The following is a 25,106-nucleotide window of genomic DNA, read 5'->3' as shown; positions in this document are numbered from 1 at the left end:
TCTCACGCTTTAGATTTTTTCTTATAGGGATTTTGTTTTTAATGGGGGATTTTGTTTTTTAATGGGAGGTTACGCGACTCACGTAAAACAGAATGTTCTAAATAGAATATATTTGTGTTGCACACTTACCTACTTGTTTAAAAACATTATGTTATCTTATCATCACAATTATATTGGTGATTGGGGATATTGGTAAATCTGATAATGGAGAAATCTCTTGCGAAGTGGATAAGTCCTTCTTTAAATTCTCATAAGGAAAAGCCAGTATACTATTATACTATTCGCGTCTCATATGATGACAGCCTTTGGCTCTTGAGCGTGTTCATAAGAGGCATTTTGATTCTTTATCTTTGAAATCTTTGAAGTGCGTTATTTCATATGTTTCTCATGTTTGTAATGTGGAAAAGACAAGGTGTTGATTGATGCAACATGAAATAAATTTAAAATGAGAGAATCCCTATGATATCTGCGTCTCTTAATTTTATATGGATAACGGGATATGATTATAAATCAATATGTTGTCGTGATACATCAACCTGTTGGGGGGCGATAAAGAAAGTTATCCAATAGTTAAGTCATTCTGTTATGCCGTAAAACACGGTCATTTGAGGTTTGGTGATATGAAGCAAGCTTCCTTGGATATGTTTTAAGTGTTTTTTTAAGGGCGTGGTGAATTTTTGAGACAGAGCAAGCTTCTGTTGCGCCTTGAGTTTAGCGGAAAACCCTGAATAGAAGCCAAGAGGGAATGGCAAACCAAGAGGGAAGTGTATCCAAGCTGTTTGTAAATCAGATTGAGTTAAGAATCTTTGTTCTTTAAGAATGGAACGCAAGTCAATTTGACAAAAGAATGATCTATTTTGCGGGTAAACCTTATGGAGGAATATCACAAAGCTCATAAGGAAGTGATTTAAGACAATACAGTTATAAAAAAGTACAGTCATAAAAAAAAGTCCTCCGTCGCAATCAGAGGACCAAAAAGCAGGAGAATTTTAACATTGACTCGCAGGACGTGTCAAAAAAGAATAAATTCAAAAGGCCGTACTAATACAAAAAAATCATACTTAAATAACCTACCACATTATAATTAGCAGAGAATTGAAAAAATAGCAATATAAAAAATACTTTTTACAAAAAAATTTTGTCATTTTGCATTAAAACTTAATACTTTTTTCAATTGAATATTTATTTTAAGACTCGATATTAATTAAACTATATTTAAAAATATTATGATGCATGCATGCATCTTGATAATATTCTTCAATCAAAAACGAATTAAGAGCCCCTCATGATTATAGGATTGATATGGGGGAAGGCTTTTTGTTTTTAAGAGTGTAGGGTGTATCTTAAGTATGTGAGGGGGGTGAAGTATTGTCCTTTTGGGTGGGGGGGCAAGGTAATGGAAATGGGGGCGAGAGCTGCTCAATGCTTGAGCCCGTGTGTGTGGGAAGGGCTTTAGAGGGGGCGGGGCAACATGGGAGGCCGCTTAAAATGGCGAGGAGGGGATTATTCAAAATGTTTATGGTTTGCATATCCCCAATGAAATGCGAGCAAGTCTAAACAATCTCGTAAATGATCGGCAAGAGAGTTTTGTTTGCGTTTTGAAGAACTTAATTCTTTTATCGCTTGTCCATAGCCGATAACGCGTTCAAGCAGTGAATAGCCAAGAATACCCAGTTGAACTTTGATTGTTCTTAAATGATTGGATGCTTCTATTTGACGTTCAATAGGGTGTGTGTACCCTTGGCTACAGGAAACCTTTTCACGGGTGTAGTCAAGGCTCATGTGGAGATCGGCTTGGCTTTGACGCCAGTAAAAATAAAAACGTTCTGCTGCTTTATATTGGGCTTTGCTGAGATGTCCTTTCGCATATAAAAGGGCAATGGGATGGCTTTGTGCATTGGCAATGGCATTGATGGTGCGCGGATTGCTGGAACTTTCTCGATGATTGGGTTTAAAATAAGGATTACTTGTTTCAACAGGGATTTCTTGCGTCTTTAAATGACCAATGTGCTTTCCTTGATCTTGATGTTCAAGCGGGCAGGTTTGCGTATTTTTTTTCTGCTTATGGGTCATAGCATCTCCTTAAAAATTTTAATTTTGCTTCTCGTTTTTAAAAAATGTTGCTTGCTCTAGGCAAAAGAGAGGGATGAGAGGAAGACATGTGTTGGAGTGTGCCGTGTGGGTATGCGCTCTTGGGGGTGACTTGGACTGTTGCGCTTGTGTGTGGGAGCCCCATGGATTTGGCTCTTGAAAAGAGAGGTGTTTTGTCGCATGGTGGATTTTCCTTGAATGACTTGATGGGGGAGGTGAGTGATGGCGCGCGGGCTTTTGTCTCTGAAGGGATTGGTGTTTAGCTGTATTGTGGCCTATGTCTCTGTGGCTGTTTATGTGGAAATGAAGGCGTTGGGGATGACGTGGGGCGTATTTTTACGAGCTGTGGCGTTTTATGGCATTCCCAGTATTTTCCTTATGTTGGGTTATGAAGTAATGCAGCGGCGTGGTGTAACGAAGGGTTTGTTCCTCAAGATGGTGTTGTTGAGCTTCATTTTGGCTGCTGTCTCTGATTTTGTTTATAAGCAAGCTGAGCATTTTGGTTTGGCTCAGGTGTGGTTTTCAAACAAGTGGGTGTTTTATGTCCTTTTGGGCTTTGTCCTTGCTCTTATTTATAGAGGGGCAAGGCGTCTTGGGTTTAGGATTTCATTCTTTGAAAAGGATTGATCTTTTGCTGCATTTTTGGCATGGTCTCTGATTTTTATTGATGAAGGAGCGGGGCGTATGGTGGTTGCGCGGGACATGTTTTTGAAGGGGCTGGCATTTTTCTGCGTTGTTGGCATGGTCCTTGGTTTTGCTTATGAAGATGCGGGGCGACCGGTTATGACGTGGGAGGTGTTTTGGCAGGGGGTGGAGATTTCTTGCATTGCTGGAGCGACCCTTTGTTTTATTGTTGTGGGAGCAGACCGTAGGACTGTATCGTGGGGCGTGTTTTTGAAGGCTGTGGTGTTTTGCACCATTGCTGTAGTGGTTCTTGGCTTTGCTTATAAGGGAGCGAAGCGTTTTGATATATCATGGGAATTTTTAGTGATAGGAGCGGTGTTTGTTGCATTGCTGGCGCTGTCCTTGGTTTTGCTTATGAGGGTGCGGGGTAAATGGATATCGCGTGGGGTGTGGTGCTTCAAGTGGGTGGTGTTTGCTTGCATTATTGGCACTGTCGTTGGGTTGGCACATGTGGGAGTAAAGCATATGGGCTGGAGCACGCATTGGTTCTTGAACAATGGGGTGTTTGCGGGCACTATTGGACTTGTTCCTTTTTTTGCTCTGGAGGGGGTACGGTGTATGCGTGTACTGTTGGGGTGCTTAAAAAAATGAGCATTTTTCTTTCCCACGGGCGTGGTCTTTGATGTTCTTTCTGTGAGGGGTATTTGATGTCGAACGATTTGATGTTTTGGCAGTGGTTGGGGTTTTTCTGCCCTTTGGCGCTCGCCTTTGTTTCTATTTATGTGGGAATAAGGTTTTTCGGGTTTACAAGGAAGGACTTTTTTAAGGGTGGGGTGCTTGCATTCTTTGTTGGCGTGACCTCTGATTTTGTTTATGCGAAAGCTGAGCATTTTGGTTTGGCTCAGGTGTGGTTTTCAAACAAGTGGGTTTTTAACATTCTTTTTGGCGTTGTCTTTGGTCTTATCCTTGGGCTTATTTGTCTAGGGGCAAAGCGTCTTGGGTTTAGGCTTTCATTCTTTGTAAAGGATTGATCTTTTGCTGCATTTTGGGCATGGTCTTTGGTTTTGCTTATGAGGGTGCGGGGTGTATGGTGGTTGCATGGGACATGTTTTTTAAGGGGCTGGTGTTTGGTGGCGTTGTTGGAGCTGTTGTTGGGTTGGCACATGTGGGAGTAAAGCATATGGGCTGGAGCACGCATTGGTTCTTGAACAATGGGGTGTTTCTGGGCACTATTGGACTTGTTCCTTTTTTGTTTTGGAGGGGGTACGGTGAGTGCGTGTACTGTTGGGATGGTGCTTAAAAAAATGAGCATTTTTCTTTTCCACGGGCATGGTCTTTGATGTTCTTTCTGTGAGGGGTATTTGATGTCGAACGATGTGATGTTTTGGCTGTTGTTGGGGTTTTTCTGCTTTTTTGCTCTAGCTTTGGTTTTTCTTGATAAGATTGCCAAGCGTCGCTCTGTTACAGGGTGGATGTTTTGGAGATGGGTGGTGCTTTATGGCGCCCTTGCCACCTACCTTGGTTTTATTTATGTGGGCGTGGGCAGGCGCGCTGTTGACGGGGAGCTGCTCTTGAAGGGGGCGGTGTTTTCTTGCATTTTTGCAACTGTCCTTGGTTTGGTGCATCTGGGCGTCAAGAGTATGCCTGTTGCTTGGCAAGTGTTCTTAAAAGCAGTTATGTTTTGTTGCATGATGGGCTTTATCCTGTGGTTTGCTGCTGTGGGTGTCAGAGATATGGATAGCATAAGGGCGGTATTCTTAAAGGTTTTGCTCTTGTCTGTATTGTTGAAAGTGCTCTTGGGGTTCTTTATACGCGAGCAAAGTGATACGGTGCTACAGAGGTCGTTGCGTGCTTTGAATTTTGTGCTGTTTTTCTGCATTTTGGCACCAATTCTTTGTTTTACCCGTCTGGGAGCAGAGAATCTAGGGTTGAGCTGGCTTTGGTTCTCGAATGAGAGGGTGTTGCCCTTTATTGTTGGATTTTTTTCTCCTTTGATTTATCAGGGTATAAGGCGTGCGCGTGTTCTATGGGCTTGGTTCTTAAAGTAGGGTGTGTTTTTCTTTTTCATGGGTGTGATCTTTAATGGGCTTGCTGTGAGGGGTATGTGATGTCGAACGATTTGTTTTTTTTGCTGTTGTTGGTGTTTTCCTACCTTTTTATTGTTGTCGTTATTGGTACTTATAAGGTTTCCAAGCGCTTCGATATTCCGTGGTGGCGGGCGGCGTTTTATTGTATTTTTGGTGTTTCCCTCTTTTTGAAGGAAGTGCTGTTTTATTGCATTTTAGGAGTCGTTCTTTTTTTAGCTCTTGAGGGGATGGAGAGTATGGACATACCATGGGGACTCCTGTCCTTGATGGGGATCGTGTTTGCTGCACTGTTGGAGTGGTTTTTGATTTTGCATATGAGGGGGCGGCGAGATGGGTGGTGACGCGTTGTTTGTGGTTATTGAAGGGGTTGGTGTTTTACGCCATTGCTGGAGCGACCTTTTTTTGTTTGTCTTTGGGAGCAGAGAATATGGGGTTAGGCTGGCTTTGGTTTGCGAAGGATTGGGTGTTTTTCATCATTTGTGGATTTATCCTTCCTGTTGTTTCTGTGGGAGCAAGGCGTGCGCGTTTGAAGGCGGAGGCATTTTTAAAGAGAGTGGGGTTTATGGGGTATTACAGATAACGTCGAGGGAATGATTGTTCAAAAGAACAGCGATAGCGGTAGGTTTGGGGATCAAACCAAAGCCCTATTTTGCCTTCAAAATCACCAGAACGTTGTTTGGCAATATTCATAATGACGCCAGGGCGTTTGGCTAAATCTGCTTTTTCTTGTGCGAGAGAAGCGGCAAAGATTTTGTCTTCTAACGGTCGATTGCGCCAAATGGTGATAATGTTAAAGGCATTGGCACCAATTTCTGAGGCGCCTTTAATGTCTTCTGTGCTGGGGATATCTTTATCCAGACCGCCTTTTCGGGCATGGGCTACAAGGTGAATATGTACATTGTTTAAAACAGCCCAATCAACCATTTTATAAACGGCTTGTTCTTGTCTTGCATAATCATCAGAGGCAATGCCAAGCCGCATCAAACTGTCGATGATAAATTGATCGCAGCCATAGCGCGCACGGCAATAGTCAAAGACTTCAAGCAAGGTATCTACGCTCGATTTGCCAACATGCTCATAAAGAATAAGCCCTTCGTCTAAAAAATGAAGAATCCGTTCAATTGTCTCTTTTGTAGGCTGTTCTAAGCCGCCCGTTTGTTTGGTTAAACGGCGAAGTGATTGTTCTCCTTTCATTTCTAGAGACGCTAAGCAAAGGCGACTCTTTTGTGCAATCCAATGGGGAATACAGTCTGATAATAATTGGCTTTTACCTGCACCACTCGCACCACTCCAGAGCGTTAATTCTGCTGGGCGGAAATGCAATTTGTCCTTCAGTTTAGGATAGGGAACCGTATAACCAAGATGTTTTTCAGGCTCTGGCCAAAAAAGCCCAATCACTTGATCTTTATAGTCTGAGGCGCGCCGTAAACCTTCTGGTGCAAAGCTTTGTGCTGAGGAAAAGGCGGCTTTTATGGTGGCTTTATCAATCCCTGCGGTTAAACAGTCATTGGCATCTTTAAGGGGTAAACGGACACGGTAGCAACGGTGGCGTCCAAGCCTGCTGGCAATCTCACGGGCTGCTTCTTCTCCGGGCTTGTCCATATCGGTGGCTAAAAAAATCGTTTCAAAAGATTCTAAATGATCAAATTCATTTTCAATCCAGTTGTGTTTGCCTCCACTACCTCCTCCAAAGGGAACAGAGACCGCCGGATATCCATAGGCGGCTAAGGAAAGTGCATCAATTTCTCCTTCAGTGATAACAATGATACGGTTTGTTGAAGAAAAAATGGGGAATGGCGCCTGTTGGAGCGCATGCGTGGGTGCCTGTTGGTGTGTGTGTGTAGAGGCGGGGTTGGTTGAGGGTACCTGCTGGGGTGTGTGTTGGAATGCTTGCTGAGGTGCGTGCTGGGTTGCTTGTTGGGGCGTGTGCGTGGCGGGGTGGTTTGTGGGGTAAAGGGCTTGCCAACCAAATAAAATCGGTTCACATTGGGAGGCTGTTGGTTTGGTTTTTGCTCCTGCTTGTGCGAGCCGTTCTTTGACTAAAGCAAGGGTGCCGTCGGGTTTATAAAAGGGAAAAATGATTTTTTCACCATCTTCTCCTATGCGGTAACGCTTTATAATCTCTAAAGGAATGTGGCGTTTTTCGTGGAGATAGTTTTTTACAAGATTCTGCGGGCTCTGCCCTGTAGGAACCGGTGGACGGCGATAGGAACGATGGGGCGCCATAAAGGGTTTGGGGCGTGTCAGATTGAGAGTCGCGCGTGCTTCTTCTAAGGCTTGAGAAAGGCTAATGCCTTTGACTTCACACCAAAGGTCTAAAAGATCTCCTCCAGTGCCTTCTGCAAAATCATACCAAAGTCCTGCTTTACTACCACTCAAGCAAATCGATAAACTTTGACCAGCTTCACCACGTGTGTTGCCTACAATCCAATTGTTGCCTCGTTTGTGCCCTTGGGGAAGAAGCATTTCTGCTATTCTATCGGCTTGTGAGATAAGTTTTTGTTTGATTTCAAAAATTGTGCTCATGGTCATTCGTGATATTATTGTCGTTTTTCTCAAGATGTGGGAGGTGAGGATTCTGTTTTTGCTGTTCTCGTTGTTCGATCACATGGTGAAAGGTCTTATGCTATACGGTCCTTTTTTGCGCGGGACTTGCTCTATCCTGAAAGTTTTTGAAATGGCTGTGTTGGTATCTGTTTGCCAAGGGTTTAGGAAGGTGGAGCCCTTTGAGAGGGGCGCGTTGGAAGCAGGTAGGGTGGATGATGCAAGAAGGTGGGTGGATATATCTGTGAGGGTGTGGTGCATGTTGGAGTCCTGTTTTGGGATACCTTGTTGGGGCATGTGTTGGGGTGCCTGTGTGGGAGGGGGAGTGCCAAAGAGTTTGCTTTTCATTGAAGGTTTTTGAAGCTGCTCTGTTGATGTCTGCTTGCCAAGAGCATGGGAAGTGGCGCCTTGAGAAAAAGGAGGAAAGCGGAAAGGAGGAAGGGGGTGAAAGAAGGGCGGGGTGGATATGTCTGTGAGGGTGTGGTGCATGTTGGAGTGTCCTGTTGGGGGGGTGGGGCATGAGTTGGGGTGCCTGTGTGGAGGGGTGTTTTGTTACCAAAGAGTTTGCTTTTCATTGAAGTTTTTTGAAGCTGCTCTGTTGATGTCTGTTTGCCAAGAGCATGGGAAGTGGCGCCTTGGGAAAAGGAGGAAGGTGGAAAGGAGGAAGGGGGTGAAAGAAGGGCGGGGTGGATATGCCTGAGGGGGTGGTGCATGCTGGAGTCCTAGTGTATTGGGGTGTGTATGTTGGGGTGCCTGTGGGGGTCTTTTGCGTGGGGAAAACGCTTTTGTGATGAGAGCAAAATGGTCGATGTTGACGCGTTTTGCTGTGTGAATCGCCTATCCAAATGTTGTTTTGCCGCCTTTTGTTTTGTCCGATGCTGTTGTGGTTTTGAAGCATTTTTGTCCCCGCGCTTGCTTGAAAAATACGTTGTTTGTGTGATGTCAAAAATTGTCGTTATAGTTGATCAAACTGCGGTAAAGCGTGTCGTTGTTCTCAGAGGTAAAAGATGAGGAGCCTCCCTGTTTTTGCTGTTCTTGCCGTTCGATCTCACGGCGAAACCAGTTGCGCCATGTGGCTTGCCAGTCTACTTTGAGTGCTTCTTTGCCGCCCTTGGCTTGCCAATAGTCGCGAAACTTCTTTTCTTGCCAATGGGCTTGGCTTTCACTCAAACCTTCTGAAACTGCCGCCTTGATGTCTGCTTGCCAATGCTCAGGAAGACGATGCCCTTTGGCAACTGAGGTTGTGGTTTTTTTGTTGGTGCAAAGCGGGATGGAGGCAGGAAGATTGCTGGGGGGAAGAGTGGTGGCAGATTTTGTTTTTTCCCCCGTGACAATTTGCGCGATAGGGGCGGGAGTGAACTCGGCTTGGGGAGCATTTAAAGGGGAGGCGTTTTTTTGCTCCGCTTCTGCTTGGGCAGGCAAAGGGAGAGGTGAATCAAGAGCCGGTGAGGGGGATGGATGATCGCTTTGTTCAAAGTTCTCTTCGAAGGAAAAACAAGGTTCTGTCTCATCAAACAAAATTTTCTTTTCTAAAACACCGTAAGGTGTTTCCTTTTCTTCTGCCTTTTGAGCTTTTGAGTTTTGTGCAACATCTTTTGGACTTTCGTTAAGCAGTTGTTGCATCTCTGCATTGATTTTCTTGCGTTTTTTTGCCGAAGAACGACCCGCAAAGGATTTTTGTTCAAGCAATTTTTCACGCTCTTGAAAAACATTTTCGCAACGCTTGTTCCATAATCCATTGGCTAAATTTAAAATCTTACCCTCTTGGATGAGCATCTCTAAAACATTAACAAAAGTTCGCTTGTCACAACCACAAAGACGCGCTAAACGTTCTTTCGATATTTCTAAAGGTCGGCCACGGGCATACATTTCATTGAGAAGAATCGTATAGATTCCAATTTCGTGTGCGCGCATCCCACGTACACCTCCTAGAAAGTCATTTTGATACCAACAAACATATGGAAGCCTAGACGATTCATAATGAGGAGTTTCTTGTTGATTAGCGTGTTTCATACTGCAATCTACTTTCTTCTTTTTTATACATTTTTATTGATGATAAAAGCTCAAATAAGGATTTAACTTGTGTTGTTTTTGGCTCTGTTCGATGATGACTAGAGGCTTCTTTACGATGCTTATAAATGATTGGCTGTGCTTGAAGCGCATGCAAACTTACGATTTAAGATTGCGGTGATGGAAAGAATAAAGAATACCACACATTCTCAACGTACTTGCTTTTGGGCAGAAGCTTTGGAGGTGGTCTTTTATATCCGGTAGGGTGGTTAAAGTGTTTTTATGATCTAAAAATAAAAAAAATTCCCCCTAAAAAGTAAAATTTGTTTCCTTAATTTTATCCTTTTTAGAGGATAATGCAAGCCCGTTTTATAAAAAGGACGTGTTTTTTTAAAAAGACGCGCTATATGGTGAAATTATGAATATCGATGGTTGGCGTCAAAGATTAAGAATCGCTTTGGAAAAAAGTGGGCGGTCAAAAAGATCTATCTCCCTCGCTGCCGGTAAAGGTGCGGGGTACCTTCATTCTATTCTTTCTGAAGGAAAAGAACCAACAATCGAATCTCTCTCGCGAATTTGTCACGAAATTAATATCAGTATGAATTATATTCTTTACGGTAAAGGGGCTAGCCCTGAAGATAAAGAATTTATAGAGCTTATTTCGAAACTCTCTCCGCAAGAGAGACAGGCGATTTTGACTCTTTTGCGGCGACCAATTGACGAAGCTTCAAAATAACTTCCTTCTGTGCTTTTGAATCAAGGCGACTCCAGTGTTTTATTAATATTATGTCACTCATTTTATCTCTCCTGTGTGTTTATAATTGCAATTTTGTAAGAACAAATAGAGAACAACAAAGGGGCATGAGAGGAACAAAGAATAATAGATTTTTCTTTACATATGTCATTTGAACCCCGTAGATATTTAAAATATATCTTTTATGAAGGATAAAATGGTTGACATCTCTCCTATAGAGGATATAAGACTAACGCTATATTTAGTCTTGTCAAGACAAGGCTATGCTTTATCAACTATCTAAAGGGGGAAATCATGAAAAATATTCCATTCGTTAAAGAGGATGAAATCATTATCGTTTTATGCGAAGAGGAAAATCCTTGTACTTATGAAGGAACAATCGACGAAATCGAAGAAGTGCTCGAACTGATTGAAGAATGTGAAACTGTTTATAGAGTTTTACGACTCGATCTGACAACTTCTCATGCTGAAGATATTACGGAACAAATCGCTGATTTTTATGTCGAAAATCATGAAATGAATGAAGAAAATACACAATTGCAGCCCTTCATTTTGAATAGTGAAGCTTATCATGCTTGTTTAAATGAAAGAGCGGCTTGCGATTATGAAGATAATCTCTATGGCTCTTATGAAAAACAGCATCGTTTACGCCCATGTGATGTCTTGACAGATTATTGGTGGTAAACATGCCAAGTTATCTCAAGACTTCGTATCAAGGGATTCCACTTTATTATGCTGGAAATATGCGGAATTTAATCAGACTCGAACCACAAAGACACAACGCTATACTTTTCATCTCGCAAGAGGTGGCTCAGTCTATGGCAAAAAAATTGGAGGAAGAATATTGCCGCCATGATTTTTCCGTCGTGCAGTAGCAGGGTTGAAAAAAGAAGCCGCAATGATGGGCCCAAGTGCTTTTTCATTGCGGTGACAATGGTGTACGTTATGCTTTCGTTCTTGGGGGGGGGGGACGACTTAGGGGAGCCGCTTGGGGGAGAGCTTTGCGGGGATTTTCTTAGCCGATATGGAAAGGAGGGCATGAAGAAAAGAGCCCTATATATGGGGAATTGCGGACGCTTGTGTGTGGGGGGCAGTTGCCGGCTGGTTCATTGGGGGGGGGTAAGGCAATGGTGGGGCAGGTCGTCATTCAGTGACTTGGAGTGACACGGAAAGCATGCTGGAGAACAAAAATGAAGGCTTAGGGGGAAGAGAAGCAGCAGTACAGACAGGTTCCAACCTATAAAAAGGCACGTTCAAGGGGAAAGAGCCGGTTTTTGTGTTTTTGCGGCACGCAAGTAGGGAGCTTGGAATGATACGTAAAGCATGCTGGAAAATGGAAGGAGGTGTTTGACGGGGGAGGTCGTTAAAGCTTGTTTAGACGTATTGGGACACGTGGGGGGCTTTGGGGTGCTTTTGTGTTGAGTGCTGGGGGAGAGCGCCGCAATGATGGGCCCATGTGCTTTTTCATTGCGGTGACAATGGTGTGCGTTATGCTTTCGTTCTTGGGGGGGGGGACGACTTGGGGGGCTTAGCTGATATGGAAAAGGAGGGGATGAGAAACTTGTGGGGAGGAGGGATGTTGGGGGGAAGCTTGTTGGGGAAAATGTTGGTGGTTGGCTGGTTAAGAGGGAGGACGAGTGGGGGGAGGAGAGCTTGAAGCGTATGTAAGGCATATGCTGGAGGGGAGATATGAGGTGTGGAAAAGGGGCAGCCGTATAGCGTTGAGGAGATGTCAATCTTTAAAAAAAGTTCCGTGTAGGGGGAAGGAGTAGAGTGTTGGAGGAGGGGGGAAAGTAGAGGGCTTGGAGCGCAGGGAGTGCAAAGAGCTTGGATATGAATGTGAAAGCATGTTGGGAAATGAGGGAAGGTGTTTGAGAGGGAAGAAGAGGAAGGCGCTATGGGAGCGCGGTTCTGACCGTTTTTGTATTGAGTCTTAGGGGGGCAATGATGGGCAAGAGGTTTTTTTTTATCGGGGAGAAAATATCACGCGTTATGCTTTCGTCTAGGGAGGGCGCCGCTTGGGGGCTTAACCGATATGGAAAAGGAGGGGATGAGAAACTTGTGGGGAGGGGGATGTTGAGGGGGGCGTTTCCAACAGCTTTTGTGATTTCAGCAGCACAATATTTAAGGATGCTGTCATTCTTAGTGGGGAATGCATCTTAAAAGATATGAATGTTTCAAAGAGAATATGTTGCAAAAAAAACACCTTAAAGATGAAGGGGAGAAATACTATGCCAATCATTATCGATTGTATTCAAGGAACAGAGGAATGGCAGCAAGCGCGTAATGGTTTGATTACGGCTTCGTTGTTTGAGATGGTTATGGCACGAACAAAACAAGGGCAAAAAACGTCACGCTATCAGAGTGTGATGATGAAATTGGCGGGAGAAAGAATTACCGGAAAAACCGTTGATGAAGGGGCAACACTTTCTATGCGACGTGGGACTGAATTAGAACCAAGCGCGCGACAGCTTTATGGGAAACTGACACATACAGAACCTGAATGTATTGGCTTTGTTTTGGCTGATGATCGCGAACAAGGATTTTCCCCCGATGCTTTTGTTGGAAAAAATGGATTGTTGGAAATTAAAACAAAAAAACCTGAAATTTTAATTCCTCATTTCATGCAAAAGGGCTTTCCAGCAGAACATAAAGCACAATGTCAAGGGGGATTATGGATTTCTCAACGCGAATGGGTGGATTTAATGCTCTATTGGCCGGATATGCCCCCTTTGATTAAACGGGCTTATCGTGATGAAGCGTATATTTGCAAGCTTGAAAATGAAATTAGCCGTTTTAATGAGGCTTTGGAGAAGATGGTACAGCAAATTAAGAGTGTTGGGACAGGTTTTCATATAAGAACAGAAATTGCTTTGAAGGAGGGGGAAGAAAGGGTGCTTGGAATGAAGACAAAGCGTATGCTGGAGGGGAAAACGAGAATGAGACGGGGTGGGAAGGGATCTTGTGTAGCGTTGAGGAGAGGCAAAGTTCTATAAAAAGGAAAGAGCAGAGGGAAAAGAGCTGGTTTTTGTGTTGGAGGAGGGTGCCAAATAAGGGGGCGCAGGGAAGCAGGGAGCATAGCGAACTTTAGGGGACAGGAATGTGAAAGCCATGGTGGGAAAATGTGGGAAGAAAGGGTGCTTGGAGCGCATGCAAGGCGGCGCGGTATGCTGGAGGGGAAAACGAGAATGGGGAGTAAGGCTAAGTGTTCAGAGGTATGGAGGCTGTGTGATTTTGGGTGCTTTTGTGGTGAGTGTTGGGGGGGAGCCGCAATGAAAGGGCTGAGTTGCTTTTTCATTGTGGTGACAATGGTGTACGTTATGCTTTCGTTCTTGGGGGGAGAGAGCTTTGCGGGGGCTTGGGGGATTTTCTTAGCCGATATGGAAAAGGGGGAGATACGCGGCTTTGGGAAGAGAAATGTTGGAGCGGGATGAGGAGGAAATGGTGGGGATGAAGGGGGCAGGTCGTTATCCTGTGATTTGGAGTGACACGAAAGCATGCTGGAGAACAAAAATGAGGTTTAGGGGGAAGGGAAGCAGCAGTACAGACAGGTTCCAACCTATAAAAAGGCACGTTCAAGGAGGAAAAGAGCCGGTTTTTATGTTTTTGCGGCACGCAAGTAGGGAGCTTGGAATGATACGTAAAGCATGCTGGAAAATGGAAGGAGGTGTTTGGCGGGGGAGGTCATTAAAGCTTGTTTAGACGTATTGGGACAACGGGGAGCTTCTGGCCGCTTTTGTGTTGTGCCGTGTTTGGGGGCGCGATGAAAGGCCCCATGATGGCTAAGTTGCCGGACAAGTGCTTTTTCATTGGAGAGGAAATGGTTCTTGTGGTGCTTTTGTTTTTTGGGAAAGAGTCGTTTGAGGGGCGTTTTTTAGCCAATATGGGAAAAGGATGTAGGGACATGAGAAAAAGCCTGTGTGGAGTCAAGTAGGCTCGTTGGGGAAAGGTTGGGGGGCAGGTTGTGGAAGAAAATAGAAGGGTAGGGAAAACGGGAGAATAGGGAAAGAACGGATAGAGATATTATAATCTTTATGTTTTTCTACACTACCTTGTTATAGAAAATCAAAAATGACCACATTTTGTGAATTCACTGTGGGGCTGATCTTAAAGCTCTTCAAAAGCACTGATCAATAGATACTTCTCCATATAAATTTGATAAATGATATTAGTATGAGCCCGAAGATAAATGCACCAATCTTTACCAAATATCCTTTTATGCTTATGAGAATTAATAACCCTATACTTATTTATTCAGAATATCTTCCATGTAAAATAAAATTATAAAATACATTACAGGTATTATTCCACAAATAATGAAAATTACATACGCGATACTATCAATTACACGCTTGGTATTATCTTGTCGTCTGTTCTCTTGGTTTCTACTAATTTCAGAAGCCTTGTGATTATCTTTAAAAGTTTTATGATAGAACTGATTGTAAGCAGCTCTCTTTTGAGGATCTTTAAGAACTTCATAGGCTTCACAAATTTTTCTGAATTTTTGTTCTGCTTCGGTACTAGAATTATGATCAGGGTGGTATTGCAGAGCTAATTTACGAAAAGCAGATTTTATCTGTTTATCGTTGCATTCGTAGCTTACACCAAGAATTCCATAATAATCGTCTTCATTGACTATCATTAAATACAGCCACTTTGTGTATTGCTCTTATTTTATAAGATCGTTTAATTGATCTCTTTTGAATGTATCAACATGTGTTATTTTTATGTTAGAAATATGGTTAAAATCGTATTGAATGGCATGGCTGTACTTGGGGCTATTGTCTCTAAATGAGAGGAGATACAGTTCAAAACGCTTAAAAATGCAGGGTGTTTTTAATATTTTAGAAATATTTTTTTACAAAAATAGATTAAAAGAGAGACGATAAATCAAATGTAAAAGGGACGGCAATAATAGCCAAGGTTGTCATTATTGTAAATAAACAGGCAGGAACCTTAAATCTAAAACGCCAAAGTAAACTTATGGGAACAGACATTATCGTTGTTATTACGAGTGCTACGATAAACCATTGCAGGAATAAGTTCATTATATTAATTTCATTATTAAAACGATTTTGTTTTAGTTCTTCCTCTGAAACACAATCGATAATAGAAACGCCATAATAAACAGGAAATTTTCCACTTGGACAAGCGCTAACAGAAAATTGTTCAAGCTCTAACCATTCTCTTTCGCGTTCTTTTTCTAATAGCTTCTTTTTTATTTTCTGTCTTATATATTCTTTTGAAATACAATTGATCGGAGAAGTACTTCCAACAAAAAGACCATCTGTTGTACATCCACTCGTTGTATGATGCGTAAATAAAACAGTGCTTATTGCTATAGCAAATAAAGTGTTTAAACAGAGGGTATTTATTGGCTTTTGTTTCTAACAAGCTTTTATAAGTCATTTCTGTTAAATAAATCAATATGTGTTATTTTTGTGTTGAAAATATACGTAAAAACGTATTTAATAAAAATGGTTATAATGATCATAATGTGTCTAAATAAAGGTGTGGTACTGGCTAAAACCCCGCATATGTGGGGTTTTAGCTTATTGGAGGAGGTATGACAGCAGAAAATATAAGGGGATCTGTAGCCAAAATGGTTGTCCTAGGGTGGGGAGAGTAGGCAATATCCAAAATACTCCAAATGAAATATACTTGTTGTTGTACATTTACGCACTTGTTTTAATAAAGATATCTCGCTCTAAGCTCATTTCACAGCCATTTTATGCCGGCGTTCGTAAATTTCATACTGGCGCCTGTGAATAATATCGTGAGGGGTATAACGGTCAAGCCCCGTAGATTATAAAGTCCGTAGATTATACCCCCCAGAGATTATAAACATTGCGCACCCTATTTTTACTTTATGAAAAAGTAAGTTGGTACTATTGGGGGGCCGTTGCCAAAATTGCGGCATGGGCTGTAGCTCTTGAGACGATTCATAATCTCGTTTACTGGGAGGCTTTTTACGAAGAGATATGCTTTTCTTGGAAAGTTTCTCGCCATACGGATCTTTCTGCTTGTGAAGTGTAAGCGAAGAGGGGTGATTAATTTCAATAGAACAGAGGGAGAGAGCTTTTCACTCTTGGGGCTCTTATGCAAGACGAATAACGCTATCCGTATCAATCAAAGTATTCGTATAAAAAAGATGCGTGTTGAAAGAGGGAGGCTTAGAGCACGTGGAAAACCATAGTGTATAAAATTGGTAATGAGGGATCTTCTTTGAAAAGGCAGGCTATCAATTTTCTGGTATATGGGGTGCCTAGTATATGGGGATGTCTGTCATATGAGATGTTTGCCATATGGGAGAGTGGGGTGGCTTAGTGAAAGCTTTATTGAGGGGGACTTTATCACTGTTTGGTTTTTGCTTTTGGTAAGGGGTGGGGAGAATGGGGAAGGAATTGAGTTGAGAGGAGGTTCTGGAAATGGCTCTGTTAGATCAGTTGTAAATGACGAATAAGATCGATGAAGCTTATTCTAATTTTTAGAGGGAATGCTTGTGTTGCTTGAGGTGGATAGAGAGGCTGGAAAGATAAGATTATGGGTTTGGAGGCGGCTAAAGGTATCAATGGGATATGTTCAAACAATGAGTTTATAATAATTCATTATTGAGATTCAATTTGAATTTCAATGAGAGCCCGAAATAGTGTGAGATGTTCTTATTTCAACCCTTCTTATTCAGACGCTCTTATATTGAATCAAGTAAAATCGTTTGTTTGCATATTACAAACAGGGTGAGCTTGTGGGGAAAAATATTCAAGAAATAAAATATTGAAAAAATAAAAATGTCTATACCGTCTCAAGTGCTAAGAGCTGTTGCAACAGTGAGGCTTGGTAAAGAGAAGGATAGGGCAAATCTTACAGAAAGGAAAGAGGGGGGAGGCAAGGAAAGGGGAGGCAAGGGGTGGGGGGATATTCTTTGGGGGGCGGTCAATTTCAAAAGCCATTCGCAAAGCATTTTAGAGATTAAGTGTGTCATTGAGTCCATTGATTTTGAAGCTACTGATTTTGAGGCTATTGAAACGCATGGTTTAAAGGATGGAGGATTTGATGAAGCTGATGGAGGTTGGGGGAAAAGATTTAGGCTTATAGGGAAGACTTATAAGGGCAAGAAGAGAGAGGCAAAAGAAGAATAAAATGGTGCTGCGAGAGAGGATTGAACTCTCGACCTCTCCCTTACCAAGGGAGTGCTCTACCACTGAGCTACCGCAGCCCTTTTCAATCTTTGCGCTGTCTTGTGCCATATTGTCAGAAAATAGGCAAGAGAACATTTGTATATTCTTGCAAGAAAACGTATCTTATGTCATGACATATGTTTCTTATATGCTTAAATATCTAAATGAGTTGCTTGGATAGAAGCTCAACACTGTTTAAAAGGTTGCGCAATGACACAAATGCATCAAAAACAAAAACAAAATGAAATTAATCATCAAGATGAAAAAGCAAAACGACGTCAAGAAAGATTGGCACAACAATTGCGTCAAAACCTGAAACGTCGAAAAGAGCAAAGCCGAAAAAGAGCACAACCAGAGCTCTAAAATGCAAAAAGCTCTAAAATGCAAAAAAATGTTTTTTAGTAAATTTTTGCAACCAAACTTCTCAATAATTTGTTCTCATAGTTAGAATGCGTTCTAAAACGATTAATAAAGCATAACTTCCCGAAGGGGGACAATCCTTTGGAAGGGCAGGCACAAAGGAAAAGAGGGAAAACACGATGGATTCTATTCAAATTGTTGGGGGAGAAAAACTTCAAGGAACAATTCCTATTTCTGGGGCAAAAAATGCTGCATTGCCTCTTATGATTGCGGCGCTGCTTACAGAAGAAACGCTCACTTTAGAAAATATTCCGCATCTGGCCGATGTTGAATTGCTTATTCGTATTCTCAATAATCATGGTGTTGGATATGCCGTTGATGGACAAGAGTTTAAAGATGAATGCGTGAATTCAAGAACAATTCATTTTACGGCGCAAAAAATAGCTACAACACGGGCACCATACGAACTGGTGAAAAAAATGCGTGCAAGCTTTTGGGTTATCGGACCTCTGCTTGCACGATGCGCAGAGGCTTATGTTTCGCTTCCTGGAGGATGCGCTATTGGAACAAGACCTGTCGATTTTATCCTTGAGGGACTTAAAACTTTAGGCGCACAGATTACTATCGAAAATGGATATGTTCATGCAAAAGCGCTAAAGGGGTTAAAAGGTGCTCACTATCGTTTCCCTAAAGTCACTGTTGGTGGAACCCATGTGCTGCTGATGGCGGCGACAATGGCAAAGGGAACAACCACTCTTGAGAATGCAGCTTGTGAGCCAGAAGTGACAAACCTTATTCGAACTCTGAATGCTATGGGGGCTCAAATAACCGGTGAAGGAACAACAACGCTTACAATTGAAGGGGTTAAAAAACTCAACGGTGCTAGAGTACGCGTTATTGCTGATCGAATCGAAGCGGGAACATATGCAATGGCTGTTGCTATGACGGGAGGAGATGTCTTTCTTAAAAATGCAAATCCTAATCATCTCACAAAGGTGCTTAAGGTGCTCCAAAAAACAGGACTCGAGATTCAAATAGAACCTCAAGGAATTCATATTAAGCGAAATCCAAAGAACACCAAAATTATGCCCGTTGATATTAAAACAGGACCTTATCCTGCTTTTCCAACTGATCTCCAAGCGCAATTCATGGCGCTCATGACACGGGCTGAAGGAATCGCGCATATTACAGAGACGGTTTTCGAAAATCGTTTTATGCATGTTCAAGAACTCAATCGCTTAGGAGCACAGATAAAGCTTGATGGGCAGACGGCAACTGTCTATGGAACAGAGAATTTGCAAGGGGCTCCTGTCATGGCGACGGATTTGCGTGCTTCTGTTTCTCTTGTGATTGCAGCATTGGCAGCAAAGGGGGAAACAATCGTCAATCGTGTTTATCATCTTGATCGTGGATTTGAGAGATTAGAAGAAAAATTAGTCCGTTGTGGTGCAAAAATCCAACGTATCACAGTGTAAACCTGTTAAAGATATGCTGAATGCTTTGCGCTGTGGTTGAGGGGGGCGATTGCTTGGGGGCGTTTTAACACAATGTTTGCTTGTTGGGAGGGGCTGGGCTTGGCTGGTGCATTTTTAATGGTTTACTCTCTTGCTTGTGGAATTTTGGAGCCGTATATTCTTGATGATTTTCTCAATAGTTCTTTCAAATCTCCATCTTTCAAGGGTATGGCTTTTGTGGCTGCTGTTTTCTTTTCGGAATGGTTTTTCTTTCGTGTAAAGTTTTGCTTCTCTCACTCTTGAGGAGGCTCGTGATTATTGTCTAAGTTTCGTTCATGGCGCTCATGACGCGGGGTGCATGACACGGGCTGAAGGAATCGCGCATATTACAGAGACGGTTTTCGAAGATCGTTTTATGCATGTTCAAGAACTCAATCGCTTGAGGGCGCAAATAAAGCTTGATGGGCGAGAGGGCAACTATCTCATGGAACAGAGAATTTGCAAGGGGGGCTCCTGTCATGGCGACGGATTTGCGTGCTTGTTGTTTCTCTTGTGATTGCAGCCCTCTTACTCTTGTTACATTGGTAGCAAAGGGAGAAACAATCGTCAATCGTGTTTATCATCTTGATCGTGGATTTGAGAGATTAGAAGAAAAATCGGCTCGTTGTGGCGCAAAAATCCAACGTATCACAGTGTAAATCTGTAAGATGTCTCTCAAAAATGGCTTTGGGAGGGGGTGATATGTTGTTAGGTGTGCTTTTGGGAGGTGTGATCTCAAAAATAAAGGGTTATTAGTCCTCTCAATAAACGTGGGTTTTATTTCATGGTTTTGGAGTTTTTACGAGCGGGCATAAAAGTTTGAGAGGCGGGGGTGGAGCTCATAAAATAAAGACTGTTTTTAAATTTTATTGCTAATTTCATGAAATTACTTTATTGGTAAGAGAATGTTTTGGTCGTCTACGCAGCGATCAACAGGGAATGAAAGACCCTAAACTTGAGACACGTATTTATCCAGCTTTATGGATATCCCGGATTTCTGGGAGCTTTTGTTATGTCCAGGTGCGCTCTAGCACTAAAAGCAAAAGGCTGAGTCAAGTTTCAGCTCTTTCAACTCCCGGAATACCAATGCGAGGGCGCTCGCAACCGGCAGGGGAGCTTGAAGTGAAAGCTAAAAATCCACACTTTAACGACATTTCGATAGGCAGAAAAATTCGCTTTAAAAGAACAATGCTGGGAATGTCGCAAAAGAAATTAGGCAGTCAGTTAGGGGTGACTTTTCAACAAATCCAAAAATATGAAAAAGGCTCTAATCGTATAGGGGCGGGGCGTTTACAGGAAATTGCCGATATTCTTAATGTTCCCATTTCTTTTTTCTATACGGATCTCTCGACAAAAGAAAATGCCTTGTATTGCTGTGATGAAGGGATCGCAAGTAAAGAAGAGCACATCCTTTTGAAAAGTTTTAGAGAGCTCAAACCTCAAAAACAGAAAGCAATTTTGTGTTTGATTGTCTCATGAGATAAAAACACTGTTTTAAATTTTATTGCTGGTCTCCAGAAATTATTTTATGAACAAGCACTAGGGTTCTCGTCGTACAGTGTGGTTGAATGGTGAAACCCAAAGCCTGAAAATCCAAGATGAAACATTGGCCTGCTTTATAAGTATCGCGAGATTCTGGGAGTTTTTGCTATGTCCAAGTGCGATGAGCACTAAAAGCAAAAAAGCTGATTCGAACTCAGTACTTTCAGACTCCCGGAATACCAATGCGAGGGCGCTCGCAACCGGCAGGGGAGCTTGATGTGAAAGCTAAAAATCCACACTTTAACGATATTTCGATAGGCAGAAAAATTCGCTTTAAAAGAACAATGCTGGGAATGTCGCAAAAGAAATTAGGCAGTCAGTTAGGGGTGACTTTTCAACAAATCCAAAAATATGAAAAAGGCTCTAATCGTATAGGGGGCGGGGCGTTTACAAGAAATTGCTGATATTCTTAATGTTCCCATTTCTTTTTTCTACTCCGATCTCTCAACAAAAGAAAATGCCTTGTATTGCTGTGATGAAGGGATCGCAAGTAAAGAAGAGCACATTCTTTTGAAAAGTTTTAGAGAGCTCAAACCTCAAAAACAGAAAGCATTTTTGTGTTTGATTTCCTCCCGCTCTACGCTCTAAAGGATGCATATTCCTGACTTAAGGGCTGCTCTGTAAACAGTCCGGCTTCTGTTGGCGCGGTTTGACCTACTCCTGACCATTCATGTGGTTCACTTTAAAAAGGGCGTTACAGGGCAAGCCATGCCCATTTATTACACACTCTAAAAACACTTAATATGGAAAGTTTTACATGCCTTATATCACGGCTCTAAACAACAAGGTTTTACGGCACAACATGATAAACCGCGCTTTTTTTCAGTGAACACTAATGCGTATTGTTATTGGGTTTTTTTTCTGTTAAGAAGCATATGCAGTGTCGTAAAAGAGTTAAGTAAGAAATTTAAATAGCGCGTGAAGCATCAAAGAAACTTTGAAAAAATTTTTGAAAAAATTAGTTTAGGAGAGCTTTTTATAAAAGCCCGTCTTAGAGAGGCAGATAAGTCTTTCATCTTAAGATGGTTTGCTTTACGTTTCAAAACTTGATAAAAATTCAAAAAATATAAAAACTTCGAAAAAAATAGGAAGAGAAGCTTTTTCTGGTATGCAGGGGGGAAAATGGTCAATAAATTAGACAAAAAACAGATTATATTTTTAGCATTGCCACTCATCTTTTCAATCATTGTAGCTTTTTTGGTCAATATAACCATCAATAACATTACAGAAAATGGAACGACGCCTGATGCTTATTGGTTTGTAAGATCAAAGCCACTGGATATTTTAATCCTTATTGCATTTTCATGTTCTTCATTCATCTTATTACAAAAAAGGCATATCAGAAAAAATATCACTATTTCGTCCATGATCATCTTTGGTTTGTTTGCAACTTATTATAGTGCAAATGAATATATCAGACTTAGTCCATATGTAGGTCAAGATAATATGACATGGGCGGATGTTCTTCCTTTCTTTGATAGGATGGTTTTATGGGGTGTTGTTATTGGCGTTATTATCCTTGGTTACACGATAAAACTATCATTACCTAAAGCTTCACCTTTGAAAATTTCAAAAAATACGATCTTTGGTGGTGTTCAATGGATGAGTATGAAACGCCTTGAAAAGATTTTTCCTCGTGATGGCGAAGTCGTCATAGGAGAGCGCTATAGAGTCGACAAAGATATTGTTAAAGATGTCCCTTTTAATCCTAAAGACAAAACAACATGGGGAAAAGGTGGTCGCCAGCCATTGTTGACATATAAACTCAATTTTGATTCAACCCATATGTTATTTTTTGCTGGTTCTGGTAGTTATAAAACAACCAGTAATGTTATTCCAACTTGTCTCAAATATTCCGGTCCACTGATCGTTTTTGACCCTTCAACTGAAGTCGCTCCAATGGTAAAAAAAACAAGGCAGCTGTCAAACAGAAAAGTATACGTTCTTGATCCTCATGGTTCTTCAACGGAAACTTTTAATCCTTTAGATTGGCTGTTAGATGAAAATCTACCCCTTTATGAAAGAGAAGCGGGGTTGGTTGAAGTTGCTAGACTCCTTCTTTCTGAAAACGACAAATCAACTTCGACTGATCAATTTTTTGTATTACAGGCACATAATTTGTTAACAGGACTACTTGCGCATATTGTCTTTTCTGATGAATACACATTAAAGGAAAAAAACTTAAAAACCCTTCATACGATCATGTCAATGCCAGAACCATCCGTGATTGGAAAATTGCAATCTATACGATCAAATTCTCCATCCCAATTTATTCGTGAAACCCTTGGGGTGTTTACAAATATGGCTGAACAAACTTTCTCAGATGTCTATTCTACTGCTGCAAAAGATATACAATGGCTTTCACTCTCTAACTATGCAAACCTTATCAGTGGTCATGATTTTAAAACTACCGATATAACAAAGGGAAATATTGATATTTTTCTAAATATCCCCTCAAAAATTTTAAAATCTTATCCAGGTGTTGGGCGTGTCCTTGTTGGCTCTTTTCTCAGAGCTATGGAAGCCGCTAATGGTAATTATGCAAAAAGAGCGCTCTTTATTTTAGATAATGCTGATCTTTTAGGATATATGAACATTTTAGAAGAAGCACGTGATCATGGACGCAAATATGGTATATCTCTCATGCTTTTTTACAAGTCTGTAGATCAAATAGAACACTATTTCGGTTCGTCAGGCGTTATGACATGGTTTGAAAATTGTGCTTTTGTAAGCTATGCCGCAATAAAAGATATTAAAACTGCTGAAAATATATCTAAGGCATGTGGTCAAATGACCATTGAAGTGAAAGATTCAAGCAAACCTCTAGGAGGATTCCATACAAGAGGGACAGAAAATATAAACACCCAGCATAGACCTTTAATATATCCACATGAAATAACACAAGAAATGCGAAAAGACGAACAGATTATTCTTATGCAAGGGCAACCACCTGTTCGTTGTGGACGCTCTATCTATTTTAGACGTAAGGATTTAACAGCTCTTACTAATGAAAATAGCTTTTCTTCTTAATAAAGCACTTGTTTTTAGTTAAAATGAATAAAGTATTGTTGTATTTTTGGATGATATAATTAGAGATAAATCATTTTTATATTACATTTTTATAATATAGTGGCTTGAAAATGGGGGAGTCATGAGCGATCTTTCTGCTAAGAAGACAAACACCAAAAAAATCAAGACATAAAAAGAGTATCTTATCAATTATAATGCGTGGGGTGTTCAAGATAATACGTAGAATATTGGCTGTAATAGTTAAAAGGTTGCTTTACGCAATCTTCCTTATTTTATTATTCATTCGTAAACCAGTTTTTGCCTTCTTAAACTTCTTTGTTGGTGGCTTGGTTTTATTCCTATTTTTCTTTTTTGGGGATACACAGCGAGAGTTGCACCCTATGAACACCAAACAGCAATGGTCATTGGTTTTGTTATCATGATATTTCTTTGCTTGTTTGCTAATGATGTCTATGAAAGGCTTTTACTACGAGCTAATACGTCTAGCATCTCTTGATTATGATCTTATACTTATTTCAATAAATAGCGCTCACTTCGTTCGTATATAATTTAATCAAAAATGAGAGGTTATCTGCCTCTTATAAAAATACAAATAAAGACTGTTTTTAAATTTTATTGCTAATTTCATGAAATTACTTTATACCTTAAAGGGTAACTTTGGTCGTCTACGCAACGACCAAGAGGGATTCAAAAACCCCTAAAATCCGAGCGTAAAAATGAACCTACTCTTGTGGGTGTCCCGGGATTCCGGGAGTTTTTGCTATGTCCAGGTGCGCTCTAGCACTAAAAGCAAAAAAGCTGACTCGGATTCAGTGTTTTTGACTCCCGGAATACCAATGCGAGGGCGCTCGCAACCGGCAGGGGAGCTTGAAGTGAAAGCTAAAAATCCACACTTTAATGATATTTCGATAGGCAGAAAAATTCGCTTTAAAAGAACAATGCTGGGAATGTCGCAAAAGCAATTAGGCAGTCAGTTAGGTGTGACTTTTCAACAAATCCAAAAATATGAAAAAGGCTCTAATCGTATAGGGGCGGGGCGTTTACAAGAAATTGCTGATATTCTCAATGTTCCCATTTCTTTTTTCTATATGGATCTCTCGACAAAAGAAAATGCCTTGTATTGCTGTGATGAAGGGATCGCAAGTAAAGAAGAGCACATCCTTTTGAAAAGTTTTAGAGAGCTCAAACCTCAAAAACAGAAAGCAATTTTGTGTTTGATTGTCTCATGAGATAAAAACACTGTTTTAATTTTTATTGCTGGTCTCCAGAAATTATTTTATGAACAAGCACCAAGGTTCTCGTCGTACAGTGTGGTTGAATGGTGGAACCCAAAGCCTGAAAATCCAAGATGAGACATTAGCCTGCTTTATAAGTATCGCGAGATTCCGGGAGC

32 protein-coding genes, 1 tRNA gene and 4 pseudogenes are annotated in these 25,106 nt (G+C 41.4%); 30 read left to right on the top strand and 7 right to left on the bottom strand.

Going from position 1 to position 25,106, the window contains the following annotated elements; all coding sequences use genetic code 11:
- Positions 1–575 precede the first annotated feature (575 nt).
- Both ACFIMC_RS04245 and ACFIMC_RS04240 read right to left on the bottom strand, forming a co-directional pair.
- A complete protein-coding gene (locus ACFIMC_RS04245) occupies positions 576–941 on the bottom strand; it encodes a hypothetical protein (protein ID WP_375636910.1) in 366 nt (121 codons plus the stop codon).
- Positions 942–1,503: 562 nt separating this feature from the next.
- Positions 1,504–2,073, bottom strand: coding sequence for a hypothetical protein (locus ACFIMC_RS04240; RefSeq protein WP_375633347.1), 570 nt, complete (start codon positions 2,071–2,073; stop codon positions 1,504–1,506).
- 86 nt (positions 2,074–2,159) lie between these two features.
- Here ACFIMC_RS04240 and ACFIMC_RS04235 point away from each other — a divergent pair, with 86 nt between their 5' ends.
- The 8 genes from ACFIMC_RS04235 to ACFIMC_RS04200 all read left to right on the top strand — a co-directional run bounded on the left by ACFIMC_RS04235 (position 2,160) and on the right by ACFIMC_RS04200 (position 5,382).
- Positions 2,160–2,354 carry a hypothetical protein gene (locus ACFIMC_RS04235; protein WP_375671803.1) on the top strand — a complete coding sequence of 65 codons (195 nt, stop codon included), beginning with the start codon at positions 2,160–2,162 and terminating at the stop codon, positions 2,352–2,354.
- Positions 2,314–2,718, top strand: coding sequence for a hypothetical protein (locus tag ACFIMC_RS04230; protein WP_375680877.1), 405 nt, complete (start codon positions 2,314–2,316; stop codon positions 2,716–2,718). The genes ACFIMC_RS04235 and ACFIMC_RS04230 overlap by 41 nt, the downstream gene beginning before the upstream one ends.
- Before the next feature lie 15 nt (positions 2,719–2,733).
- Positions 2,734–3,366: a hypothetical protein gene (locus tag ACFIMC_RS04225; protein ID WP_375671805.1), complete on the top strand. Its 633-nt coding sequence runs from the start codon at positions 2,734–2,736 to the stop codon at positions 3,364–3,366.
- A gap of 56 nt (positions 3,367–3,422) precedes the next feature.
- Entirely contained in the window at positions 3,423–3,746 is a 324-nt protein-coding gene (locus ACFIMC_RS04220; RefSeq protein ID WP_375613616.1) for a hypothetical protein, read from the top strand.
- A 20-nt stretch (positions 3,747–3,766) separates the two neighbouring features.
- Positions 3,767–4,015: a hypothetical protein gene (locus ACFIMC_RS04215; protein WP_375685667.1), complete on the top strand. Its 249-nt coding sequence runs from the start codon at positions 3,767–3,769 to the stop codon at positions 4,013–4,015.
- A 64-nt stretch (positions 4,016–4,079) separates the two neighbouring features.
- Positions 4,080–4,763, top strand: coding sequence for a hypothetical protein (locus tag ACFIMC_RS04210; protein WP_375655254.1), 684 nt, complete (start codon positions 4,080–4,082; stop codon positions 4,761–4,763).
- A 59-nt stretch (positions 4,764–4,822) separates the two neighbouring features.
- Positions 4,823–5,143, top strand: a complete 321-nt coding sequence (locus ACFIMC_RS04205) for a hypothetical protein (protein WP_375680866.1) — start codon at positions 4,823–4,825, stop codon at positions 5,141–5,143.
- On the top strand, positions 5,137–5,382 hold the full coding sequence (locus ACFIMC_RS04200; protein WP_375685665.1) for a hypothetical protein: 246 nt from the start codon (positions 5,137–5,139) through the stop codon (positions 5,380–5,382). The genes ACFIMC_RS04205 and ACFIMC_RS04200 overlap by 7 nt, the downstream gene beginning before the upstream one ends.
- On the opposite strand, the pseudogene ACFIMC_RS04195 reads toward ACFIMC_RS04200, so the two are convergent.
- Positions 5,376–7,328: pseudogene (locus ACFIMC_RS04195) on the bottom strand (toprim domain-containing protein); the annotation flags it as partial. The gene ACFIMC_RS04200 and the pseudogene ACFIMC_RS04195 sit on opposite strands and share 7 nt — an antisense overlap.
- 365 nt (positions 7,329–7,693) lie before the next feature.
- Between ACFIMC_RS04195 and ACFIMC_RS04190 the strand changes: the two are divergent.
- Together ACFIMC_RS04190 and ACFIMC_RS04185 are read left to right on the top strand one after the other, a co-directional pair.
- The gene (locus ACFIMC_RS04190) at positions 7,694–7,822 is read left to right on the top strand and encodes a hypothetical protein (RefSeq protein WP_375680864.1); all 129 of its coding nucleotides are present in this window, start codon (positions 7,694–7,696) and stop codon (positions 7,820–7,822) included.
- An 11-nt stretch (positions 7,823–7,833) separates the two neighbouring features.
- Complete coding sequence (locus tag ACFIMC_RS04185; RefSeq protein ID WP_375621500.1) at positions 7,834–8,046, top strand: hypothetical protein; 213 nt, start codon at positions 7,834–7,836, stop codon at positions 8,044–8,046.
- 242 nt (positions 8,047–8,288) lie between these two features.
- On the opposite strand, the gene ACFIMC_RS04180 is transcribed toward ACFIMC_RS04185, so the two are convergent.
- Positions 8,289–9,359, bottom strand: a complete 1,071-nt coding sequence (locus ACFIMC_RS04180; RefSeq protein WP_375671808.1) for a YdaU family protein — start codon at positions 9,357–9,359, stop codon at positions 8,289–8,291.
- Positions 9,360–9,774: 415 nt separating this feature from the next.
- Here ACFIMC_RS04180 and ACFIMC_RS04175 point away from each other — a divergent pair, with 415 nt between their 5' ends.
- The 9 genes from ACFIMC_RS04175 (at position 9,775) to ACFIMC_RS04135 (ending at position 13,812) form a co-directional block, all read left to right on the top strand.
- Positions 9,775–10,092, top strand: a complete 318-nt coding sequence (locus ACFIMC_RS04175) for an XRE family transcriptional regulator (RefSeq protein WP_273790852.1) — start codon at positions 9,775–9,777, stop codon at positions 10,090–10,092.
- A gap of 312 nt (positions 10,093–10,404) precedes the next feature.
- Positions 10,405–10,794, top strand: a complete 390-nt coding sequence (locus ACFIMC_RS04170; RefSeq protein WP_375633340.1) for a hypothetical protein — start codon at positions 10,405–10,407, stop codon at positions 10,792–10,794.
- Between the two features lie 2 nt (positions 10,795–10,796).
- On the top strand, positions 10,797–10,985 hold the full coding sequence (locus ACFIMC_RS04165; RefSeq protein ID WP_375680863.1) for a hypothetical protein: 189 nt from the start codon (positions 10,797–10,799) through the stop codon (positions 10,983–10,985).
- Positions 10,986–11,480: 495 nt separating this feature from the next.
- Positions 11,481–11,642 (top strand): hypothetical protein, encoded by a 162-nt coding sequence (locus ACFIMC_RS04160; RefSeq protein WP_375671809.1) that lies wholly within the window; start codon positions 11,481–11,483, stop codon positions 11,640–11,642.
- On the top strand, positions 11,630–11,767 hold the full coding sequence (locus tag ACFIMC_RS04155) for a hypothetical protein (RefSeq protein WP_375685663.1): 138 nt from the start codon (positions 11,630–11,632) through the stop codon (positions 11,765–11,767). Before ACFIMC_RS04160 ends, ACFIMC_RS04155 begins: the two co-directional genes overlap by 13 nt.
- A 290-nt stretch (positions 11,768–12,057) precedes the next feature.
- Positions 12,058–12,273, top strand: a complete 216-nt coding sequence (locus tag ACFIMC_RS04150; protein ID WP_375680862.1) for a hypothetical protein — start codon at positions 12,058–12,060, stop codon at positions 12,271–12,273.
- 68 nt (positions 12,274–12,341) lie between these two features.
- Positions 12,342–13,106 carry a lambda exonuclease family protein gene (locus ACFIMC_RS04145; protein WP_375640868.1) on the top strand — a complete coding sequence of 255 codons (765 nt, stop codon included), beginning with the start codon at positions 12,342–12,344 and terminating at the stop codon, positions 13,104–13,106.
- Between the two features lie 126 nt (positions 13,107–13,232).
- On the top strand, positions 13,233–13,544 hold the full coding sequence (locus ACFIMC_RS04140; protein ID WP_375671811.1) for a hypothetical protein: 312 nt from the start codon (positions 13,233–13,235) through the stop codon (positions 13,542–13,544).
- Positions 13,528–13,812: a hypothetical protein gene (locus ACFIMC_RS04135; RefSeq protein ID WP_375631880.1), complete on the top strand. Its 285-nt coding sequence runs from the start codon at positions 13,528–13,530 to the stop codon at positions 13,810–13,812. The genes ACFIMC_RS04140 and ACFIMC_RS04135 overlap by 17 nt, the downstream gene beginning before the upstream one ends.
- 706 nt (positions 13,813–14,518) lie before the next feature.
- Here the strand turns inward: ACFIMC_RS04135 and ACFIMC_RS04130 are convergent.
- Both ACFIMC_RS04130 and ACFIMC_RS04125 read right to left on the bottom strand, forming a co-directional pair.
- Positions 14,519–14,752, bottom strand: a pseudogene (locus ACFIMC_RS04130) (DnaJ domain-containing protein); the annotation flags it as partial.
- Between the two features lie 229 nt (positions 14,753–14,981).
- Positions 14,982–15,158: a hypothetical protein gene (locus ACFIMC_RS04125; RefSeq protein ID WP_375633334.1), complete on the bottom strand. Its 177-nt coding sequence runs from the start codon at positions 15,156–15,158 to the stop codon at positions 14,982–14,984.
- Positions 15,159–15,957: 799 nt separating this feature from the next.
- Here ACFIMC_RS04125 and ACFIMC_RS04120 point away from each other — a divergent pair.
- The 3 genes from ACFIMC_RS04120 to ACFIMC_RS04110 all read left to right on the top strand — a co-directional run bounded on the left by ACFIMC_RS04120 (position 15,958) and on the right by ACFIMC_RS04110 (position 17,249).
- A complete protein-coding gene (locus ACFIMC_RS04120; RefSeq protein WP_375636919.1) occupies positions 15,958–16,146 on the top strand; it encodes a hypothetical protein in 189 nt (62 codons plus the stop codon).
- Positions 16,147–16,399: 253 nt separating this feature from the next.
- A complete protein-coding gene (locus ACFIMC_RS04115) occupies positions 16,400–16,573 on the top strand; it encodes a hypothetical protein (RefSeq protein ID WP_375633333.1) in 174 nt (57 codons plus the stop codon).
- Between the two features lie 325 nt (positions 16,574–16,898).
- A complete protein-coding gene (locus tag ACFIMC_RS04110) occupies positions 16,899–17,249 on the top strand; it encodes a hypothetical protein (RefSeq protein WP_375634529.1) in 351 nt (116 codons plus the stop codon).
- 2 nt (positions 17,250–17,251) lie between these two features.
- On the opposite strand, the gene ACFIMC_RS04105 is transcribed toward ACFIMC_RS04110, so the two are convergent.
- A tRNA-Thr gene (locus ACFIMC_RS04105) sits at positions 17,252–17,326 on the bottom strand.
- Between the two features lie 172 nt (positions 17,327–17,498).
- On the opposite strand from ACFIMC_RS04105, the gene ACFIMC_RS04100 reads away from it, so the two are divergent.
- The 8 genes and pseudogenes from ACFIMC_RS04100 to ACFIMC_RS04065 all read left to right on the top strand — a co-directional run bounded on the left by ACFIMC_RS04100 (position 17,499) and on the right by ACFIMC_RS04065 (position 24,942).
- Entirely contained in the window at positions 17,499–17,651 is a 153-nt protein-coding gene (locus tag ACFIMC_RS04100; RefSeq protein ID WP_375607050.1) for a hypothetical protein, read from the top strand.
- A 176-nt stretch (positions 17,652–17,827) separates the two neighbouring features.
- Positions 17,828–19,123, top strand: a complete 1,296-nt coding sequence (gene murA / locus ACFIMC_RS04095; protein WP_375671812.1) for a UDP-N-acetylglucosamine 1-carboxyvinyltransferase — start codon at positions 17,828–17,830, stop codon at positions 19,121–19,123.
- Positions 19,124–19,222: 99 nt separating this feature from the next.
- Positions 19,223–19,405, top strand: a complete 183-nt coding sequence (locus ACFIMC_RS04090) for a hypothetical protein (RefSeq protein ID WP_375680861.1) — start codon at positions 19,223–19,225, stop codon at positions 19,403–19,405.
- Between the two features lie 55 nt (positions 19,406–19,460).
- Positions 19,461–19,800 (top strand): annotated as a pseudogene (locus ACFIMC_RS04085) (UDP-N-acetylglucosamine 1-carboxyvinyltransferase); the annotation flags it as partial.
- A gap of 235 nt (positions 19,801–20,035) precedes the next feature.
- On the top strand, positions 20,036–20,620 hold the full coding sequence (locus tag ACFIMC_RS04080; protein ID WP_375683827.1) for a helix-turn-helix domain-containing protein: 585 nt from the start codon (positions 20,036–20,038) through the stop codon (positions 20,618–20,620).
- Between the two features lie 245 nt (positions 20,621–20,865).
- Positions 20,866–21,271: pseudogene (locus ACFIMC_RS04075) on the top strand (helix-turn-helix domain-containing protein).
- Between the two features lie 534 nt (positions 21,272–21,805).
- The gene (gene traG, locus ACFIMC_RS04070; protein ID WP_375613600.1) at positions 21,806–23,713 is read left to right on the top strand and encodes a Ti-type conjugative transfer system protein TraG; all 1,908 of its coding nucleotides are present in this window, start codon (positions 21,806–21,808) and stop codon (positions 23,711–23,713) included.
- A gap of 836 nt (positions 23,714–24,549) precedes the next feature.
- The gene (locus tag ACFIMC_RS04065; protein WP_375680859.1) at positions 24,550–24,942 is read left to right on the top strand and encodes a helix-turn-helix domain-containing protein; all 393 of its coding nucleotides are present in this window, start codon (positions 24,550–24,552) and stop codon (positions 24,940–24,942) included.
- Positions 24,943–25,106: the final 164 nt, after the last annotated feature.

Origin of the sequence: Bartonella sp. AP21QHHD (assembly GCF_042196205.1) — a bacterium.
GTDB lineage: Bacteria > Pseudomonadota > Alphaproteobacteria > Rhizobiales > Rhizobiaceae > Bartonella.
This window is presented reverse-complemented; position numbering and strand designations above follow the sequence as displayed.